16 protein-coding genes are annotated in these 18,775 nt (G+C 69.0%); 12 read left to right on the forward strand and 4 right to left on the reverse strand.

All coding sequences use genetic code 11. The annotated features are described in order from the left end of the window. Positions 1-46 precede the first annotated feature (46 nt). The 8 genes from U9J23_RS08250 (at position 47) to U9J23_RS08285 (ending at position 9,930) form a co-directional block, all read left to right on the forward strand. The gene (locus tag U9J23_RS08250; RefSeq protein WP_189637386.1) at positions 47-2,854 is read left to right on the forward strand and encodes a DEAD/DEAH box helicase; all 2,808 of its coding nucleotides are present in this window, start codon (positions 47-49) and stop codon (positions 2,852-2,854) included. Further along, entirely contained in the window at positions 2,855-3,625 is a 771-nt protein-coding gene (locus tag U9J23_RS08255) for an SWIM zinc finger family protein (RefSeq protein ID WP_059383682.1), read from the forward strand. Positions 3,626-3,734: 109 nt separating this feature from the next. Continuing rightward, on the forward strand, positions 3,735-4,286 hold the full coding sequence (locus tag U9J23_RS08260; protein ID WP_059383683.1) for a DUF1360 domain-containing protein: 552 nt from the start codon (positions 3,735-3,737) through the stop codon (positions 4,284-4,286). A gap of 206 nt (positions 4,287-4,492) precedes the next feature. Next, a complete protein-coding gene (locus tag U9J23_RS08265; RefSeq protein WP_064851604.1) occupies positions 4,493-6,025 on the forward strand; it encodes a CoA-acylating methylmalonate-semialdehyde dehydrogenase in 1,533 nt (510 codons plus the stop codon). An 11-nt stretch (positions 6,026-6,036) separates the two neighbouring features. Next, complete coding sequence (locus U9J23_RS08270) at positions 6,037-7,191, forward strand: isobutyryl-CoA dehydrogenase (RefSeq protein ID WP_272268947.1); 1,155 nt, start codon at positions 6,037-6,039, stop codon at positions 7,189-7,191. Then, complete coding sequence (locus tag U9J23_RS08275) at positions 7,188-8,252, forward strand: enoyl-CoA hydratase/isomerase family protein (RefSeq protein WP_059383686.1); 1,065 nt, start codon at positions 7,188-7,190, stop codon at positions 8,250-8,252. The genes U9J23_RS08270 and U9J23_RS08275 overlap by 4 nt, the downstream gene beginning before the upstream one ends. Continuing rightward, positions 8,249-9,157: a 3-hydroxyisobutyrate dehydrogenase gene (gene mmsB, locus U9J23_RS08280; RefSeq protein WP_059383687.1), complete on the forward strand. Its 909-nt coding sequence runs from the start codon at positions 8,249-8,251 to the stop codon at positions 9,155-9,157. Before U9J23_RS08275 ends, mmsB begins: the two co-directional genes overlap by 4 nt. Then, positions 9,154-9,930, forward strand: a complete 777-nt coding sequence (locus tag U9J23_RS08285) for an enoyl-CoA hydratase (RefSeq protein ID WP_106200181.1) — start codon at positions 9,154-9,156, stop codon at positions 9,928-9,930. The genes mmsB and U9J23_RS08285 overlap by 4 nt, the downstream gene beginning before the upstream one ends. 77 nt (positions 9,931-10,007) lie before the next feature. Here U9J23_RS08285 and U9J23_RS08290 read toward each other — a convergent pair whose 3' ends face one another. The 4 genes from U9J23_RS08290 to U9J23_RS08305 all read right to left on the reverse strand — a co-directional run bounded on the left by U9J23_RS08290 (position 10,008) and on the right by U9J23_RS08305 (position 13,723). Then, positions 10,008-10,535: a MarR family winged helix-turn-helix transcriptional regulator gene (locus U9J23_RS08290; protein ID WP_006552564.1), complete on the reverse strand. Its 528-nt coding sequence runs from the start codon at positions 10,533-10,535 to the stop codon at positions 10,008-10,010. 72 nt (positions 10,536-10,607) lie between these two features. After that, positions 10,608-11,756, reverse strand: a complete 1,149-nt coding sequence (locus U9J23_RS08295) for a sulfotransferase family protein (protein WP_059383688.1) — start codon at positions 11,754-11,756, stop codon at positions 10,608-10,610. 12 nt (positions 11,757-11,768) lie between these two features. Next, complete coding sequence (locus tag U9J23_RS08300) at positions 11,769-12,560, reverse strand: SDR family oxidoreductase (protein WP_085469587.1); 792 nt, start codon at positions 12,558-12,560, stop codon at positions 11,769-11,771. After that, positions 12,557-13,723, reverse strand: a complete 1,167-nt coding sequence (locus U9J23_RS08305) for a hypothetical protein (RefSeq protein ID WP_229580204.1) — start codon at positions 13,721-13,723, stop codon at positions 12,557-12,559. Before U9J23_RS08305 ends, U9J23_RS08300 begins: the two co-directional genes overlap by 4 nt. Before the next feature lie 82 nt (positions 13,724-13,805). Here U9J23_RS08305 and U9J23_RS08310 point away from each other — a divergent pair, with 82 nt between their 5' ends. The 4 genes from U9J23_RS08310 to U9J23_RS08325 all read left to right on the forward strand — a co-directional run bounded on the left by U9J23_RS08310 (position 13,806) and on the right by U9J23_RS08325 (position 18,753). Continuing rightward, positions 13,806-14,747, forward strand: a complete 942-nt coding sequence (locus U9J23_RS08310) for an IclR family transcriptional regulator (protein WP_085469589.1) — start codon at positions 13,806-13,808, stop codon at positions 14,745-14,747. A 114-nt stretch (positions 14,748-14,861) separates the two neighbouring features. Further along, positions 14,862-15,794 (forward strand): sulfate adenylyltransferase subunit CysD, encoded by a 933-nt coding sequence (gene cysD / locus U9J23_RS08315; RefSeq protein ID WP_272268946.1) that lies wholly within the window; start codon positions 14,862-14,864, stop codon positions 15,792-15,794. Continuing rightward, positions 15,794-17,629 (forward strand): adenylyl-sulfate kinase, encoded by a 1,836-nt coding sequence (cysC, locus tag U9J23_RS08320; RefSeq protein ID WP_326602294.1) that lies wholly within the window; start codon positions 15,794-15,796, stop codon positions 17,627-17,629. Before cysD ends, cysC begins: the two co-directional genes overlap by 1 nt. Next, positions 17,626-18,753 carry a 3'(2'),5'-bisphosphate nucleotidase CysQ gene (locus tag U9J23_RS08325; RefSeq protein WP_272268944.1) on the forward strand — a complete coding sequence of 376 codons (1,128 nt, stop codon included), beginning with the start codon at positions 17,626-17,628 and terminating at the stop codon, positions 18,751-18,753. Before cysC ends, U9J23_RS08325 begins: the two co-directional genes overlap by 4 nt. Positions 18,754-18,775 lie beyond the last annotated feature (22 nt).

Below are 18,775 nucleotides of genomic sequence, written 5' to 3' on the forward strand. Positions count from 1 at the left end.
ACCCAGCCTGCCATCGGGGTCGGGTGCAGCTGGCACGATAGTGGGCATGTTGCACGGGCTGTGGTCACCGGGATCCGGCCTGATGCTGTGGTGGGACCCCGCCGCAGAGCCCGATCCCGACGCGCTGCCGTCTGCGCTGCGCCGGTGGATCGACCGCCCGTTCCGCCATCGCGTCACCCTCACCCTCCCCACGGACACCGAGCCGAGCACGCTGCCCGCCGTCGCGGTCGCACCGGCGGACGCAGCCGAGCTCCTGCTCGACATGCCGCGCCGTCCCGGGGGCGTCGGCGGCGACCTGCGATATCTCGCGCACGTCGCCCGCGGCATCGAGAGGTGGGCGCAGGCCGGCCGCGTCGCACCGGAACTCGTGCGTGTCGAGAAGCAGTGGTGGGCGCGGTGGCGCCTGCTCGGTGGTGAGAAGACGCGGGCGTGGTCCGCCGAACTCGCGGCGGCGATGTCGCCTGCGCAGCGACAGCTCGGACGACCCGTCGATCTCCTCGACGATCTGTGCCGCGAACTGACCGATCCGATCGTGCGCACCCTCCACGGCTCGTCGACCTCGCTGCACCCGCTCGTCGCCGCACTGGCCGAGGGCAGCCCCCACCCCCGCGGGACCCAGCGCATGGCCGACGCGCTCGAGGAATGGCGTGCCAGCCTCGCCGGATACGAACCCGACCTCGTGCTGCGCCTCGTCGAGCCGGACGACGCCGACGACGCGGTCGGAGCCGACTCCGTCTGGCGGCTCGAGGTGTGCCTGCGTCCGGAGGGACAGTCCCCGACGCCGCTGCCCGTCGAGGACACCGACCCTCATCTGCTCCAGATCGGCGTGCGCAAGCTCGGGATCGCACTCCAGGCCTATCCCCGTCTGCAGGACGTGCCCCGCGACCCCGACAGTCTCGACCTGCTGCTGCCCACCCCGGTCGTCGTCGACCTCGTCGAGCACGGCGCCCGCGAACTCGAGGCCGCGGGCATCGCCGTGTTGCTGCCGCGTGCTTGGACCCGGGTCGATCCGTCCCTGCGTCTGCAGGTCGACTCGCCCGTCGCCCCCGTGAGCGCCGACGACAGCGTCGTCGGGATGAGCGCGATCGTCTCGTACGAATGGCAGCTCGCCGTCGGCGACATGCTGCTCACCCAGTCGGAGATGGAAGAGCTCGTCGCGGCCAACAGCGACCTGGTCAAGCTGCGCGGCAAGTGGGTCCGGGCCGACGCCGAGGCGCTGGCCCGCGCGGCCCGGTACGTCACGGCGCATTCCGCCGAGGATGCGACCCTCGGGTCGTTGTTCGCCCAGTTCACCGGCGACGATGCGCCGCCCGCGGAGGTCACCGAGATCTCCGCGTCCGGCTGGGTCGAGATGCTGCTCGACGGGCAGGCCCACCCCGAGTCCGTCCCCGTGCCGGCGGGACTGAACGCCGAACTGCGTCCCTACCAGCAGCGCGGCCTCGACTGGCTCGCGTTCATGAGCCGGCTCGGCCTCGGCGCCGTGCTCGCCGACGACATGGGCCTGGGCAAGACCATCCAGGTCCTCGCGCTGCTCGCCCACGAACGCGAGTCGGGGCTGCGGAAGGCGCCGACACTGCTCGTCTGCCCGATGTCCGTGGTGGGCAACTGGCAGCGCGAGGCCGAACGGTTCGTGCCCGACCTGCGGGTGCACGTCCACCACGGTGCCCAGCGGCTGAGCGGGCCGGCACTCGCCGCCGCTGCGGCCGACCACGATCTCGTGGTGACGACCTACGCCATCGCCGCCCGGGACGTCGCGCAGCTTGCGACCCTGACCTGGCAACGCGTGGTCCTCGACGAGGCCCAGCACGTGAAGAACACCGCGACGGCGCAGTCCCGTGCCACGCGCGCCGTGCCCGCCGCGCACCGGATCGCGCTCACCGGTACACCGGTGGAGAACCGTCTCGAGGAACTGCGCGCGATCCTGGACTTCGCGAATCCGTCCCTGCTCGGCAGTGCGGCATCCTTCCGTGCCCGGTTCGCGGTGCCGATCGAGCGCGACCACGACGCCGTCGCCGCGGCGCGGTTGCGGGCACTGTCCGCACCGTTCGTGATGCGCCGCGTCAAGACCGATCCCGACGTGATCTCCGATCTGCCCGAGAAGTTCGAGCAGACCGTGCGCGCCAACCTCACGGCCGAGCAGGCCGCCCTCTACCGGGCCGTGGTGGACGACATGATGCGCCGGATCCGCGACAAGGAGGGCATGGCCCGCAAGGGTGCGGTGCTCGCGGCGCTGACCCGGCTAAAGCAGGTGTGCAACCATCCGGCGCACTATCTGAGCGACGGCTCGCCCGTCCTGCGTCGCGGACGGCACCGCTCGGGCAAGCTCGGTCTGGTCGAGGACATCGTCGAGTCGGTACTGGCCGACGGCGAGAAGGTGTTGCTGTTCACGCAGTTCCGCGAGTTCGGTGAGCTCGTCGTCCCCTATCTCGAGGAGCGGTTCGCGACGACGGTGCCCTTCCTGCACGGGGGAGTGTCCAAGAGCCGTCGCGACGCGATGGTCGCCGGCTTCCAGGGAGAGGGCGGCCCGCCGATCATGGTGCTCTCGCTCAAGGCGGGCGGTACCGGACTGAACCTCACCGCCGCCAACCACGTCGTGCATCTCGACCGATGGTGGAATCCGGCGGTGGAGAACCAGGCCACCGACCGCGCGTTCCGGATCGGGCAGCGTCGCGACGTCCAGGTCCGAAAGCTCGTCTGTGTCGGAACGGTGGAGGAGCGTATCGACGAGATGCTCACCGGTAAGCAGGAACTGGCCGAGATCGTGGTCGGGGCGGGGGAGAACTGGATCACCGAGTTGTCCACCGACCAGCTGCAGAGCCTGCTCACGCTCGGCGACGACGCGGTGGGGGACTAGATGGCACGGGGCAACGTACGCCGCTACGGCACGGCCCGCCGGATCGACGGTGGCATCGAGGCGCGCACCAAGCGGGGCGCGATCGGCCGAAGCTGGTGGTCGAAGGAACTGATCTCGGCGATGGAGGAGGTCGCCGAGAAGGGGCGACTGACGCGGGGCCGTGCCTACGCGCGCGCCGGTCAGGTGATCTCCATGCGACTCGAACCCGGTGCGGCCGTCGGCGAGGTGCAGGGCAGCCAGCTCACACCGTTCACCTCGGCGGTGCGGGTGCGGACGCTCGACGAGGACGCGGTGGGTGAACTCGTGTCGCTGGTCCGCTCGTCGCCGGGCATGCTGGCGCGACTCGCGGCGGGCATCCTCCCCGAAGAGCTGGGATCCTCCCTGCTGCCGCGACGCGCGGGTGAACTCGATTTCGACTGCACGTGCCCCGACGACTCGTGGCCCTGCAAGCACGCTGCGGCCGTTGCCTACCTGCTCGCAGAACACGTCGACGACCAGCCGCTCGCGGTCCTGACCCTGCGCGGACTGGACCTCGCGACGCTGATCGGGGGTGTCGACGAAGCGGATGCCGACGACGACGCGGCCGCGTCGCAGGACTTCTACGGTGACGACACCGAGTTGCCCGAGTTGCCCGCGGAGCGGTTCCGCCCGGCCCTCGATGACCTCGATCCGATGCTGCTGCGCCGCGCCTTGCGGGCCGGTGGAACCGACGAAGCCGTGGTGATCCGCGGGATCACCGACCTCGAGGATCTCTACCGCCGCATGCGCTGACCGCGATCGGACGCCGGTGGTTGTGCCGTCCGCACCCGGGGTATGCCGCCCGATGAAGGTGACGGCTCCGGTCGCGCCGCCGACAGCACATGCCACGAGTGGAGGATTCATGCGGACACCGGAAGCACCGTCGACAGCGCGAGAGAACGCCGAACGTGCGGTCGATGCGGTCCAGGACGAGGCCGACACCTATCGGAACGGGGAGGATCGCCCCCTCGGCGGATATGCGGTGCTCATGTCCGTCTACCTCACCACCGTCGGCACGCTCGGTGCCGTCGCGGCCAGGCGCGGGCGGGCGATGCCGAGGCCCGATGCCGGGGATCTCGTGGTCACCGCGCTCGCGAGCCACAAGATCTCCCGGATCGTGAGCAAGGCGGCGGTGACCAGCCCGGTGCGGGCACCGTTCACGAAGTTCGACGGCCCCGGTGGTCCGGCCGAGGTGATGGAGCAGCCGCGCAAGTCGTCGCGGGTCCGTCACGCGGTCGGGGAACTGCTTGCGTGCCCCTTCTGCCTCGACCTGTGGACGGTGACGGCGCTGGTCTTCGGCCGTGTCTACGCTCCGAATCTCACACGTCTGGTGGCGGGTTCGTTCGCGGCGCTGACCGGAGCCGACTTCCTGCACCTTGCGTACGCGAAGGCGCAGCAGATGGCCGAGGGCTGATCTCGACCCTCGGGTATCGACCCGGGTGCACGGACCCCTCACGCGACGATCGTTCGTGAGGGGTGCCGGCCGATCCGGTCCGGTGTGACGGTAGACATACGTGGACTTCCAACTATAGGATGAGCGAAGACTTCGGGCCTTCGCCCGTTCGCGCCGAAAATCGCACATCCCACGTCATCGCACACCAGTAAAGGACGGGATCGGACATGAGCGTTCGAGAATTGACCCACTTCGTCGGCGGACAGCACGTCGCCGGCACCTCCGGCCGCTTCGCCGACGTCTTCGCCCCCAACACCGGAGAGGTCCAGGCCCGCGTGCCGCTCGCGGCCGACTCCGAGGTCGACGCCGTCATCGCCAACGCCGCCGAGGCGCAGAAGGTGTGGGCGTCCTGGAATCCTCAGAAGCGCGTGCGCGTCCTCATGAAGTTCGTGCACCTCGTGCAGGAGAACATGGACGAACTCGCCCACCTGCTGTCGAGCGAGCACGGCAAGACCGTCCCCGACGCGAAGGGCGACATCCAGCGCGGCCTCGAGGTGATCGAGGTCGCCATCGGCGCCCCGCACCTCCTCAAGGGTGAGTACACCGAGTCCGCAGGCGGCGGCATCGACGTCTACTCGATGCGTCAGCCCCTCGGTGTCGTCGCCGGGATCACCCCGTTCAACTTCCCGGCCATGATCCCGCTGTGGAAGGCCGGTCCTGCCCTCGCCGCCGGAAATGCATTCGTGCTCAAGCCTTCCGAGCGCGACCCCTCCGTGCCGCTCCGCCTGGCCGAGCTCTTCCTCGAGGCCGGCCTGCCCGCCGGTGTGTTCAACGTCGTCAACGGCGACAAGAGCGCCGTCGATTACCTGCTGAACGACCCGCGCATCAAGGCGATCGGCTTCGTCGGCTCGACCCCCATCGCGCAGTACATCTACGAGACGGCCGCGAAGAACGGCAAGCGCGCACAGTGCTTCGGTGGTGCGAAGAACCACGCGATCATCATGCCCGATGCCGACCTCGACCAGGTCGCGGACGCACTCGTCGGCGCCGCCTACGGCTCGGCCGGTGAGCGCTGCATGGCGCTGTCCGTCGCCGTCCCCGTCGGCGAGGAGACCGCGGACCGGCTCGTCGCCAAGCTCACCGAGCGCATCGCCGAACTGCGTATCGGCACCAGCTTCGACGAGAAGGCCGACTTCGGTCCGCTCGTGACCGCCGCCGCCCGCGACCGCGTGCACGGCTACATCGCCCAGGGCGTCGAGGAAGGCGCCGAGCTGGTCGTCGACGGCCGCGACTTCGTCCTCGAAGGACACGAGAACGGCTTCTTCTCCGGCGCCACCCTGTTCGACAAGGTCACCCCCGAGATGTCCATCTACAAGGAGGAGATCTTCGGCCCCGTGCTCACCGTGGTGCGTGCGCGCGACTACGAGGACGCCCTGCGCCTGCCGACCGAGCACGAGTACGGCAACGGCGTCGCGATCTTCACCCGCGACGGCGACACCGCCCGCGACTTCGCCGCCCGCGTCGAGGTCGGCATGGTCGGCATCAACGTCCCGATCCCCGTCCCGATCGCGTACTACACCTTCGGCGGCTGGAAGGCCTCCGGCTTCGGCGACCTCAACCAGCACGGCCCCGACGCCTTCCGCTTCTACACCAAGACCAAGACGGTCACGCAGCGCTGGCCGTCCGGTGTCAAGGAAGGCGACATCGAGGGTGCGCACGTGGCCGACACCGACCACTTCGTCATCCCGACGATGAACTAGGCGGTCCATCGATGTTCGTTCTCTCCGACGACGACCGGGCGATCCGCGACACCGCCCGCGACTTCGCCACCGAGTATCTGGCCCCGAACGCGGTCGAATGGGACCAGAGCAAGCACTTCCCCGTGGACGTGCTGCGCAAGGCCGCCGAACTGGGCATGGGCGGGATCTACGTCCGCGAGGACGTGGGCGGATCGGGGCTGCGACGCCTCGACTCCGTCCGCATCTTCGAGGAACTCGCCAAGGGCTGCCCGTCCATCGCCGCGTACATCTCCATCCACAACATGGTCACGTGGATGATCGACAAGTTCGGCAACGACGATCAGCGCAAGCAGTGGATCCCGAAGCTCTGCACGATGGAGCACCTCGCGAGCTACTGCCTCACCGAGCCCGGAGCCGGATCCGACGCAGCGGCCCTGAGCACCAAGGCCGTTCGTGACGGTGACGAGTTCGTGCTCACCGGGGTCAAGCAGTTCATCTCCGGGGCCGGCACGTCCGACGTCTACGTGGTCATGGCCCGCACCGGCGACACCGGCGCCCGCGGCATCTCGGCGTTCATCGTCCCGAAGGACACCCCCGGGCTGTCCTTCGGTGCCAACGAGAAGAAGATGGGCTGGAACGCGCAGCCCACCCGCCAGGTCATCCTCGACGGTGCACGCGTGCCCGCCGAGAACCTCCTCGGCACCGAGGGCGGCGGCTTCCGGATCGCCATGCACGGCCTGAACGGCGGCCGCATCAACATCGCCGCGTGCTCGGTGGGTGGCGGCCAGACCGCTCTCGACCGGGCGATCGCCTACCTCGCCGAGCGCAAGGCCTTCGGCGAGCGGCTGCTCGACTCGCAGGCGCTGCAGTTCCGCCTCGCCGACATGCGGATCGAACTCGAGGCCGCGCGCACGATGCTGTGGCGTGCCGCCGACGCGCTCGACCGCGGCGCCGACGACGTCGTGGAGCTGTGCGCGATGGCCAAGCGCTTCGCCACCGACACCGGTTTCGAGGTCGCGAACGAGGCGCTGCAGTTGCACGGCGGATACGGTTACCTTGCCGAGTACGGGATCGAGAAGATCGTGCGCGACCTGCGCGTGCATCAGATCCTGGAAGGAACCAACGAGATCATGCGGGTGGTCGTCGCGCGGAGCGTGGTGGCCGCAGCGCAGAACGGAGCGGCATGACCGGGCAGGAACCCGAGATCCTCATCGACGTGAAGGACGGCATCGGCCGTATCACGCTCAACCGGCCCAAGGCCATCAACGCCCTCAACCACGCCATGGTCCTCGAGATGTCGAAGGCCCTGAGCGCGTGGGAGAACGACGATTCGGTGCGTGCCGTGCTGGTGCGCGGTGCCGGTGAGCGCGGCCTGTGCGCCGGCGGCGACATCGTCTCGATCTACCACGACGCCAAGGATGGCGGCACGGGTTCGCAGGACTTCTGGCGCGACGAGTACATCCTCAACGCCGCCATCGGTCGCTACCCGAAGCCGTACATCGCGATCATGGACGGCATCGTCATGGGTGGCGGCGTCGGGATCTCGGCGCACGGCAACGTCCGGATCGTCACCGAACGCTCGAGCATCGCGATGCCCGAGACCGGAATCGGATTCGTTCCCGACGTCGGCGGCACCTACCTGCTCTCGCGCACGCCCGGTGAGATCGGCACGCACATCGCGCTGACCACCGGACGGATGAAGGCCGGCGACGCCATCGCTCTGGGCTTCGCCGACCACTACCTGCCGTCCGAGTCGCTCGACAAGTTCGTCGCCGCACTCGAATCCGGCTCGCTCGAGGACGCACTCGCCGAATACTCGCAGCCCGCACCGGAATCGGCACTGCTCGCGCAGCGCGAATGGATCGACGCGGCGTACTCCGCCGACACCGTCGAGGAGATCGTCGAACGCCTCCGGGCGTCCGATGTTCCGGAGGCGCGTGAGACCGCCGATCAGGTGCTCGCGAAATCGCCTGTCGCGCTGAAGGTGACCCTCCGGTCGCTGCGTCACGCCCGGCAGCTCGGCAGCCTCGAAGAGGTGCTGAACGAGGAATTCCGGGTCTCGACCGCCTCGCTGAAGTCGCACGACCTCGTCGAGGGCATCCGCGCACAGGTCGTCGACAAGGACCGCAACCCGCAGTGGTCGCCGGCGACCCTCGCCGATGTCACCGAGGCCGACGTCGACGCCTACTTCCAGCCGCTCGGCGATCTCGAACTCGGGCTCGCCGCTCCCAAGGAGAACGACCGATGAGTGAACTTCCCACCGTCGCCTTCCTCGGCCTCGGACACATGGGCGGGCCGATGGCCGCGAACCTCGTCCGCGCCGGGTACACCGTCAACGGCTACGACCCCGTTCCCGCTGCGCAGGAAGAAGCCACGAAGAACGGCATCACCGTCGCCGAGGCCGCGACCGACGCGGTGCGCGGCGCCCAGGTCGTGATCACCATGCTGCCCAACGGCAAGCTCGTCCTCGACCTGTACGACGAGATCCTGCCCGCGGCCGAGCCGAACACGCTGTTCGTCGACAGCTCGACCATCGACGTCGCCGACGCCCGCGCGGCGGCGGAGAAGGCACGCACGGCCGGTCACCGTGCCGTCGACGCCCCGGTCTCCGGTGGTGTCGCCGGTGCCGCCGCAGGCACTCTCGCGTTCATGGTCGGCGGCAGCGAGGACGACTTCGCCACCGCGAAGCCGCTGCTCGAGGCCATGGGACGCAAGATCGTCCACTGCGGCGGGTCGGGCAACGGCCAGGCCGCGAAGATCTGCAACAACATGATCCTGGGCATCTCGATGATCGCGATCAGCGAGGCGTTCGTCCTCGGCGAGAAGCTGGGCCTCGACAACCAGGCACTGTTCGACGTCGCGTCCAACGCGTCCGGCCAGTGCTGGGCGCTGACGAGCAACTGCCCGGTCCCGGGCCCCGTCCCGACCACCCCCGCGAACAACGACTATCAGCCGGGCTTCGCGGCCGCGCTCATGGACAAGGATCTCGGACTGGCCGCGAACGCGGTGCGGGCCAACGGTGTCGAGGCCGAACTCGGACTGCGTGCAGCCGAGCTCTACCATCGTTTCAACACCGAGGGTGGTGGAGGACTCGACTTCTCCGCCATCATCACCGACATCCGAGACCGCTCGACCGCGAAGGACAGCCAGTGACCGATTTCGAGACCATTCTGCTCGACCGCAAGGGCCGCGTCGGCATCGTCACCCTCAACCGGCCGAAGGCGCTCAACGCCCTCAACAGCCAGTTGATGCGTGAGGTCGTCGCCGCCGTCGAGGAACTCGACGCGGACGGCGAGATCGGTGCGATCCTGCTCACGGGCTCGGAGAAGGCGTTCGCCGCCGGCGCCGACATCAAGGAGATGGCGCCGAAGACCTTCGCCGAGGTCTACGCGGAAGACCTGTTCTCGCAGTGGGATCGGCTCTCGTCCGTGCGCAAGCCGATCGTCGCCGCGGTGTCGGGCTACGCGCTCGGTGGCGGTTGCGAGCTGGCGATGCTGTGTGACTTCATCATCGCGTCCGACACCGCCAAGTTCGGTCAGCCCGAGATCAAGCTCGGCGTCATCCCCGGCATCGGTGGATCGCAGCGCCTGACCCGCGCCGTGGGCAAGGCCAAGGCCATGGACATGTGCCTGACCGGCCGCAACATGGACGCCGAGGAGGCCGAGCGCGCCGGACTCGTCTCGCGCATCGTCCCCGCAGCGGAACTGTTCGACGTGGCGCTCGAGACGGCGACCACCATCGCGTCGATGTCGCTGCCGGTCGCGATCATGGCGAAGGAAGCCGTCAACCGGTCCTTCGAGACGACGCTGGCCGAGGGCGTGAAGTTCGAGCGCCGCGTGTTCCATTCGACGTTCGCCACCGCCGACCAGAAGGAAGGCATGGCGGCCTTCGTCGAGAAGCGCACGCCGGAGTTCAAGCACGCCTGACCCGCACTACCCGTACACGACGAAGGGCCGCCCCGAACGGGGCGGCCCTTCGTCGTATGTCGGCCGTCTCTCGTGCCTCACCACTTGGAAGGCGCACCGCCGGTGTCGAAGTCGCCGGCGTCGTGCCGCATCGTCGCGATGATGCGCAGCAGTGTGTCGATGTGCTCCTCGGGGATACCCGGCCGGGCGAAGACCTCCGTGTTGAGCTTCTCGGTCGCCTGGATCGCCAATGCCCGTCCCTCGTCGGTGAGTTCGATGAGAGTGGCCCGTCGATCGCTCGGATGCGGGGTACGCCGGACCAGTCCGGCTTTCTCGAGCCGGTCGACGGCGTTGGTGACACTGGTGGGGTGCACCTGCAGGCGCGCACTGGCCTTCGCCATCGGCAACGCTCCCGACCTGGTGAAATGCAGCAGCGTGAGGAGTTCGTAGCGGGCGAAGGTCAGGCCGAAGGGCTTGAGCACCTCCTCGACCCGCGCCATCATGATCTGCTGTGCCCGCATCACCGAGGTGACCGCGGCCATGCCGTCGGCGACTTCGCCCCAGCCGTGGGCGGTCCACTGGCGGTGGGCTTCGGCGATGGGGTCGAGGGGGAGTGGTGCGGGCATGCCTCCATCATCCCACGGACGAACGCGCAGGTAGCCAGGGCACACCGGTTTCCGGTGCCTTTCCTGCCGGGTTCAGCGGTACGCGTAGTCGCGGAAACGCTCGTCGACCTCGCCCACACTCAACCCGAACTCCTCGAGCGTGTACCGGTGCGCGGGTTTCCTTGCCCCGCTGCGGCTTTCTTCGTGCAGGTCGGCCATTGCGCGTTCGGCCTCCGCGGTGAACGGCAGACCGAACCGGTCGTACAGGCCGCCGACGGTGCCGAGCGGATCGGCGACGAAATCCCGGTAGTCCACGTCGACGAATCGGGCGGGATCGTGCCGGCGGCGCACCTCGGTGAAATGATCGAAACCTCGTGCCCAGAGGTCGAGCTGGCTGCGCCCGATCGTCTCACCGACGAACGCGTCGGACCATCCCTCGGTGGCCTGTGCCGCGAGGCTGCACACCGACGGGATCACGGTGCGCGGATCTCGATGGGTGACGACGACGAGCGCGTCCGGATACACCGTGAGCAGTTCGTCCAGTGCGAACAGATGACTGGGATTCTTGAGCACCCACCGCTTGTCGGCGTCCGGCAGTCCGATGAGCTGCAGGTTCCTCCGGTGCCGGGCATAGGCCGCGGTCCAGTCCTGCTCCGCGAGCCACTGCGAATAGGTGGGCAGGTGGGCCAGGCACTCGTAGGAGATCGAGCGGAACGACTGGCGCAGCAACTGCCAGCATTCCTCGACCTCGGCGGCCGACATGTAGTGCACACCCATGAATTCGGGATGCTCGACGTGGTGCTGTGCGAATCCGGCCTCGATCCCGGCGAAGACGGGGTTCTCCGCCCAGGTCTCGCGAGGAGGTCGCGGTTGCGGCATCTCGGTCAGCCACATCTCGAGCCCCTGATGGGCGGGATCCGCGGCGAGCAGGCGGTGCAGTGCCGTCGTGCCGGTGCGGGGCAGGCCGGTGACGAAGATCGGCCGGGTGATCGGGACGTCGGCGTGCTCGGGATGGGCGGCCCAGGCCGATTCCGAGAGCAACCGCGCGACGAGGGCGCCGCGCAGGAAGACCCGTGACATCTTGCTGCCGAGCGGGGTGAGTTTCTCGTCCCGTGCATACGATTCGAGTAGGACCTCGAGCCCGTCACGGTAGTCGTCGTCGCCGAAATCGGTCAGGCCCGTCAGGCGGGTCGCGGAGGCGTGCAGATCCTCGACGGTGCCGACGGTGGTGCGTTCGCTCATGTGCTGTCCCGTTCAGTGGTGGTATTCGCCGCAGTTGACGTCGAGGCACTGGCCGGTGATCGCCGACGCCATCGGCGAGGCCAGGAAGATCACCGCATCCGCGATCTCCTCGGTGGTCGGGAGACGCTTCAGATCGGAGGCGGCGGCGGTGTGCTCGTAGATCTGTTCGACGGTGGTGCCGTACTTTCCGGCCTGGTGTTCGAAGTAGCCCTGCAGGATCGGACCCCAGATGTAGCCCGGCGCAACGGAGTTCACGCGGACTCCCTGCGGTCCGAGTTCGGTCGCCAGGGACTGCGACATCGCCAGCAACGCCGACTTCGCGAGTTTGTAACTGCCATAACGTTCCTGGGAGTGCCGCAGCACCATCGAATTGATGTTGACCACCGCGCCGGCCGACTCGGCGAGGGCGGGGGTGAACAACTGTGTGAGCCGCAGCGCGCCGAGGACGGTGAGTTCCACGCTGTCCCGGATCTGCTGGAAGTCGGTGCGAGCCAACGGCTTCATCGACGGAACGGAGAAGGCGTTGTTGACGAGCACGTCGACACGCCCGAACTCCGAGACCGCAGACTCGACGAGTGCGGCGGCGGACTCGTCGTCGGTGATGTCGGTGGGCACGACCAGTGCCCGGCGGCCCGTGCTCTCGACCTCCGCTGCAACCTTCTCGAGCCGCTCCCGGGTCCGGGCGGCGAGCACCACGTCGGCGCCGTGTTCGGCGCACCGCAGCGCGAGCATGCGCCCCAGTCCCGGACCGACACCGGAGATCACGACGACGCGGTCGCGGAGCAGTCCGGCTGCCGCGCTCATGCGAGCATCCGATCGGCGACGCCCCGCTGGCGGTCCGCGATGCGCTGCGCCCAGGCCTCGGGAGTGATGCGGTTCGAATCGTGGAAGGGCAGGACCTCGGGAAGCCGCTCGAACGGCACCACCTCGGCGGTCGGGCCGTCGGCCGCGGTCAGTTCGCGATCGAGGCGCTGCCAGCGGAACTGCAGGATCCCGCGGCTGCGGCCGAGGGTCTCGACCCAATTGGTCAGCCCCGGATCGCGGGCCGAGACCACGATCCGGACCATCTCGTCGGGATCGACCTGCGCCTGACTGTTGTTCAGGGAGGTCTGGTGGTGGATGTAGTCCAGGGAGATGTACCAGAGGCTGCCGATCTGGAAGCCCAGATAGGGCGCGTCGCTCGCCGGGAGGGTCAGGACCATCGCCTCGTCGTCACCGAGTTCGTAGTGCCCGACGGACGAGTACTGCGTGTCCAGACCACCGGGGGTGCGGCGCGGCTCGGTGACCGTGTTCACCGGCAGCTTCAGGTAGAACCACTCGGGGAACTGCAGCCAGGTCTTCACCCGCGAGACGAGCGCGCGACCGGCACGTTCGTAACGGGTGACCACGTCCTGGTGGGTGGGCTCGGGTGCGGGGGTGCCGAGGTTGTCGAGCCGGTGGATGCTCAGCATGCCGCGGCGCTGCGTCCAGTCGCTGTAGACCTCGCGGACCACGAGCTGCGACGAGCCGGGCGCGAGCGGGAAGTAGTTCCGTTCCGGGTCTCTTGGGCCGGGTCCGAACCGCACCTCGAAGGTGCCGTCGTCGGCGATGGCCAACGCGCGGTCGTCGAAGGCCGTGACGTTGCCGGGCACCTCGGCGTCGGTGTAGTTGCCGGCCAGCACCTGGAAACTGAGGTCGCAGGTCGTGCCGCGGCGCCCGGTGACGACATATTCGGCGTCGTCGCGGATCGACGCGCCCCAGTACAGGGTGTCGGGATTGTCGAGGCCCATCTTCGCGTAGGGGCCGGTGCCGGTGACGAAGACCGGATGGGAGCGGCTGTACGCGAAGGTGGCGTGGACGCACGCCGATATCCCGCCCGCCAGATATCCGTATCCCTCGACGAGGTCCTGTTCGGTGCGGATGTGCGGGGCGGTGGCGACGAGTTTCTCGGCCTCGGCTATCGCCGCGGTGAGCGGATCGGTGAGCACTGCGATCTCCTGTGGTCCAAATATGTACCGCTGCGGTAGTCTTCCGTTGCGCCGAGAGTAGAACGTGTTCCAGGGAGGGTCAATGGCTCGTCGCGAGACCGGGATGCTCGGAGAGTCGGTCGCCGGGGTGGGAGCCGCCCGCCGATCGCCGCCCACGGAACGCGTCGTGCAGGTCCTCGACCACCTCGTCGTGCGACCCGGCGTCCGGTTCGGATTGTCGGAACTGGCGCGCGAACTCGACCTGAGCAAGCCCACCTGCCTGGGCATCCTCACCGTGCTCGCCGATGCCGGTTATCTGATCCGCGACCCCGTCGACAAGACCTACGGACTCGGGCCGGCGCTGATCGTCGCGGGACGCGCCGCCCAGCGCGGCTTCGCGTCCGGGCCGGTCGCGCACCGGCACCTCGCCGCGCTCGCCGAGGAGTTCGGCGTGATGTGCTCTGCATCGGCGGTCGTCGGCGACCGGATCGCCGTTCTCGACGTCGTCGGTGGCCACGGCACGGCCGCGGCGGCGCGGGTGGGAGAGGTGTATCCCTTCGCGCCCCCGGTGGGGCTGATGTACGTGCTGTGGGACACCGACGAGCGCATCGAGCAGTGGCTGCGGCGCGAGCCGACCCTGCCCGTGACCGTCGACCGCGACGATCTGTGGCGGATCGTCACCGAATGTCGTCGCGCGGGCTATCTGGTCGAGTCCCTCACGCCCGGCGGCCGTCGCCTCTACGCGCTCATGGCCGGGGTGGTCTCGCACGACCTCGCGCCCGAGATGCGGGAGATGCTGGCGGAACTCGTGGCCAGTCCCGGCGAGCGCGTGCTGATGCCCGACGCCTTCGCCGCGAAAGAGAGGCGGGCGGTCAATCTCGTGGCCGCCCCGGCCTACGATCCCGACGGTCACCAGTCGCTCGTGCTCACGCTGCACCTCGAACGGGAGATGGACGCCGACGGGATCGAGCGGTGCGGCGCGGCGCTCGTGGCGGTTGCGGAGGCGATCACCGCGGATCTCGGCGGGCGTCGGCCGCCGCGCTGATGGAGGCCGCGAGGACCGCCCGTTGACCTGGAATTGAAACTCGTTCTACTGTTGCGGAGTAATCTTCGACCGCGTCGGTACACATGTGTACCGCGCCGGGTGAGAGGGGCACGAGTGACCACGGTGCCACCGCAACGACCACCGATCTACGAACTGCCGCTGCTCGGTGCGCTCGAGGCCGAGTCCGTCCACATCTTCCGTGAGGTCGCCGCGACCTTCTCCCGTCCCGTCCTGCTGTTCTCGGGTGGCAAGGACTCCGCGGTGATGCTCCATCTCGCGGTCAAGGCGTTCTGGCCCGCGCCGCTGCCGTTCCCCGTGCTGCACATCGACACCGGGCACAATTTCGACGAGGTGATCGACTTCCGCGACCGCACCGTCGAGCGGCTGGGGCTCCGGTCGATCGTCGCCTCGGTGCAGGACGACATCGAGGCCGGGCGCGCCGTCGAGGACGACGGACCGCACGCGACCCGCAACCGGCTGCAGACCGGAACCCTCCTGCGCGCGTTGCGGGAAGGGGGATTCGACGCCGTCTTCGGGGGCGCGCGCCGCGACGAGGAGAAGGCCCGCGCGAAGGAACGCATCTTCAGCCTTCGCGACGAATTCGGACAGTGGGACCCGAAGGCGCAACGACCCGAACTGTGGCAGCTGTACAACGGCCGGCACCGCCGCGGCGAACACATGCGGGTGTTCCCGTTGTCCAACTGGACCGAACTCGACATCTGGCGCTACATCCGCGACGAGGGTGTCGACCTGCCGTCCCTGTACTACGCCCACCGGCGTCCGGTGATCGAGCGCGACGGAATGCTGCTCGCGCACAACCGTTTTCTCACTCGTCTCCCCGGAGATGCCCCGCGCGAGAGCCTCGTCCGGTTCCGCACCGTCGGCGACGCGACGTGCACCGGCTGCGTCGAATCCGCCGCCGCCACCGCGGACGAGGTGATCACCGAGATCGCCGCCAGCCGAATCACCGAACGCGGCGCGACGCGGGCAGACGACCGGATCTCCGACGCCGGGATGGAAGACCGCAAGAGGGAAGGGTATTTCTGATGTCCCGCCTGCTGCGCATCGCCACCGCCGGCAGCGTCGACGACGGCAAGTCCACGCTGATCGGCCGATTGCTGTTCGATTCCAAGGCCGTCTTCGAGGACCAACTCGAGGCGGTCACCCGCACGAGCCTCGACCGCGGCGCCGACCGCGCCGATCTCGCCCTGCTCACCGACGGCCTGCGCGCCGAACGCGAGCAGGGCATCACGATCGACGTCGCCTATCGCTATTTCGCCACGGCGCAGAGAACATTCGTCATCGCCGATACTCCCGGCCACGAGCAGTACACGCGCAACATGGTCACCGGTGCGTCCACCGCCGACCTGGCGCTCGTCCTCGTCGACGCCCGCAACGGCATCGTCGAGCAGACCCGCCGGCACGCCTTCCTCGCGTCGCTGCTCGGGGTGCGGCACGTGGTGCTGTGCATCAACAAGATGGACCTGGTGGACTGGTCGCAGAGCCGATTCGACGAGATCTGCGACGAATTCCGGAACTTCGCGGCGAAGCTCGACATGCCCGACCTCGCGTTCGTCCCCGTCTCCGCGCTGCACGGCGACAACGTCGTCTCCCGCACCGCGAACATGCCGTGGTACGAGGGCACTTCGCTGCTGCACCATCTCGAGCAGGTCCACATCGCCTCGGACACCAACCTCATCGACGCGCGCCTGCCCGTGCAGTACGTGATCCGCCCGGGCGAGGGCGAACACCGCGACTTCCGCGGCTACGCCGGAACGGTCGCCGCCGGCGGATTCGCGCCCGGCGACGACGTGGTCGTTCTCCCATCCGGTTTCGGAACACGGGTACGGACGCTGTGGGGGCCGGGAGGAACGGAACTCGAGCACGCCTTCGCCGGTGCTGCGGTGTGCGTCGAACTCGAGGACGACCTCGACGTCGGGCGCGGCGACATGCTGTGCCGCCCCAACAACCGTCCGCTCGTCGGGCACGAGATCGACGCCATGGTGTGCTGGTTCGACGAACGCTCCGCCCTCGACCCGGACGCCCGCTACGCCTTGCTGCACACCACGCGTTCGACCACCGCGCGGGTCGGGCGACTGGACTACCGGCTCGACGTCAACACCCTGCACCGCGACGAGGCCGCGACGACGCTCGGCCTCAACGAGATCGGCCGCGTGCAACTGCGAACGCAGCAGCCGCTGCTGTTCGACCCCTACCGGCGCAACCGCACCACCGGAAGCTTCGTGCTCGTCGACGGACGCACCGGCAACACCGTCGCGGCCGGGATGATCACCGGGCCGACGCTGGCGGACAGCCGGGTGGTCTGGCACTCGGCGGCGGTCTCGCGGACCGAACGGGGGAAAGCCGGGGCGACGGTGTGGCTCACCGGGCTGTCCGCCTCCGGCAAGTCCACGCTCGCCGTCGAACTCGAACGACGACTGCTCGCCGAAGGCATCCCCGCCTACCGCCTCGACGGCGACAACCTCAGGCACGGCCTCAACGCCGACCTCGGATTCGGCCCCGAGGACCGCGCGGAGAACGTCCGCCGCGTCGGCGCGGTCGCACAACTGATGGCCGACGCCGGACTCGTTGCGATCTGTGCGCTCATCAGCCCCTACCGACAGGACCGCGACCGCATCCGCCGCCAGCACGAGGAGGCCGGGATCCGTTTCGTCGAGGTCTTCGTCGACACCCCGCTCGCCGACTGCGAGGCCCGCGATCCGAAAGGCATGTACGCGCGGGCACGCGCCGGCGAGATCACCGGATTCACCGGCGTCGACGATCCCTACGAACCACCGTCGGATCCCGAACTGGTCGTGCGCCCCCACGACGGCACGCCTGCCGTGCAAGCGGGCCTCGTCGTGGAATTGTTGAGGACATGACGCACGACTACAGCGACGATGCCCGACTCGCAGCCGAGACGGCTTCCGGCGCAGGTGAACTGCTGCTCACGGTCCGCGCCATCGAATCGGATGCCCTCACCGGGCGCGAGCTGGGCCGGCGCGGCGATCACGCCGCCAACACGTACATCCTCGAACGGCTGGCGGCCGCGCGCCCCGGCGACGCGGTGCTCTCGGAGGAATCCGCGGACGATCCGGCGCGGGTCGGCGCAGACCGCGTCTGGATCATCGACCCCCTCGACGGGTCGAAGGAGTACGGGATGCCCGACCATGTCGACTGGGCGGTCCACATCGCGCTCTGGGAGGCAGGACGAGGGCTCACCGCAGCCGCGGTCGCGCAACCGGCGATCGGCGTCGTCCACAGCACCGCCGATCCGGTTCCGCCGCCGCGGCCGGCCCGTCGCCGCCCCCGCATCGTCATCAGCGGGAGCAGGCCGCCCGCCTTCGTGTTCGATCTGGCGCGCGATCTCGGTGCCGACCTGATCCGGATGGGTTCGGCCGGTGCCAAGGCGATGGCGGTGGTGCGCGGGGAGGCCGACGCCTACATCCACGCGGGCGGTCAGTGGGAGTGGGATTCGGCGGCACCGGTCGCGGTCGCGCGCGCCGCGGGTCTGCACTGCGCCCGCATCGACGGCAGCGAACTCGAATACAACCGGCCGCATCCGTATCTGCCCGACCTGGTGATCTGCCGCGCCGACTGGGCGCCGGAGGTGATGTCCGCGCTGGCCGTGCACGCCACCGGGCCGACCGACAGCCCCCGGGTCGCGATGGCACGCGCGTACATCCGATCCCTGGTCAGTCACGACGCGTCCCACGTCCGGCTCGCCGAGGACGCCTGGCGGGTCGAGAACGGGGAGCGCACCGGCGACAGCGGCATCGAGATCCGCGACCGCCTCGAGAACGGCCCGGAATACCGGCCCATCCGCCGCGTCCGCGACCTGCAGTTCCGCGAATGGCACCACAACGTCGTCGCGCGGTTCGTCCTGGACATCGCGGCGGGCCCGAGCGCGGAGATGTCGGTCGCGGTGACGGAGCACTTCGACATCCCGGCGGGGGAGATCAGGTCGATCGTCGCGATCATCGAGCCCGCGCAGGGTAATAGTTGAATTCATTGTTGTAGCTTTCGAA

This window comes from Rhodococcus sp. PD04 (assembly GCF_035918275.1).
Classification (GTDB): domain Bacteria; phylum Actinomycetota; class Actinomycetes; order Mycobacteriales; family Mycobacteriaceae; genus Rhodococcus; species Rhodococcus rhodochrous.

Bases quoted from the DNA above. Each gene is read 5' to 3' on its own strand.
- U9J23_RS08250 (WP_189637386.1), top strand. From the start codon at position 47: ATGTTGCACGGGCTGTGGTCACCGGGATCCGGCCTGATGCTGTGGTGG.
- U9J23_RS08255 (WP_059383682.1), top strand. From the start codon at position 2,855: ATGGCACGGGGCAACGTACGCCGCTACGGCACGGCCCGCCGGATCGAC.
- U9J23_RS08260 (WP_059383683.1), top strand. From the start codon at position 3,735: ATGCGGACACCGGAAGCACCGTCGACAGCGCGAGAGAACGCCGAACGT.
- U9J23_RS08265 (WP_064851604.1), top strand. From the start codon at position 4,493: ATGAGCGTTCGAGAATTGACCCACTTCGTCGGCGGACAGCACGTCGCC.
- U9J23_RS08270 (WP_272268947.1), top strand. From the start codon at position 6,037: ATGTTCGTTCTCTCCGACGACGACCGGGCGATCCGCGACACCGCCCGC.
- U9J23_RS08275 (WP_059383686.1), top strand. From the start codon at position 7,188: ATGACCGGGCAGGAACCCGAGATCCTCATCGACGTGAAGGACGGCATC.
- mmsB (WP_059383687.1), top strand. From the start codon at position 8,249: ATGAGTGAACTTCCCACCGTCGCCTTCCTCGGCCTCGGACACATGGGC.
- U9J23_RS08290 (WP_006552564.1), bottom strand. From the start codon at position 10,535: ATGCCCGCACCACTCCCCCTCGACCCCATCGCCGAAGCCCACCGCCAG.
- U9J23_RS08295 (WP_059383688.1), bottom strand. From the start codon at position 11,756: ATGAGCGAACGCACCACCGTCGGCACCGTCGAGGATCTGCACGCCTCC.
- U9J23_RS08300 (WP_085469587.1), bottom strand. From the start codon at position 12,560: ATGAGCGCGGCAGCCGGACTGCTCCGCGACCGCGTCGTCGTGATCTCC.
- U9J23_RS08310 (WP_085469589.1), top strand. From the start codon at position 13,806: ATGGCTCGTCGCGAGACCGGGATGCTCGGAGAGTCGGTCGCCGGGGTG.
- cysC (WP_326602294.1), top strand. From the start codon at position 15,794: ATGTCCCGCCTGCTGCGCATCGCCACCGCCGGCAGCGTCGACGACGGC.
- U9J23_RS08325 (WP_272268944.1), top strand. From the start codon at position 17,626: ATGACGCACGACTACAGCGACGATGCCCGACTCGCAGCCGAGACGGCT.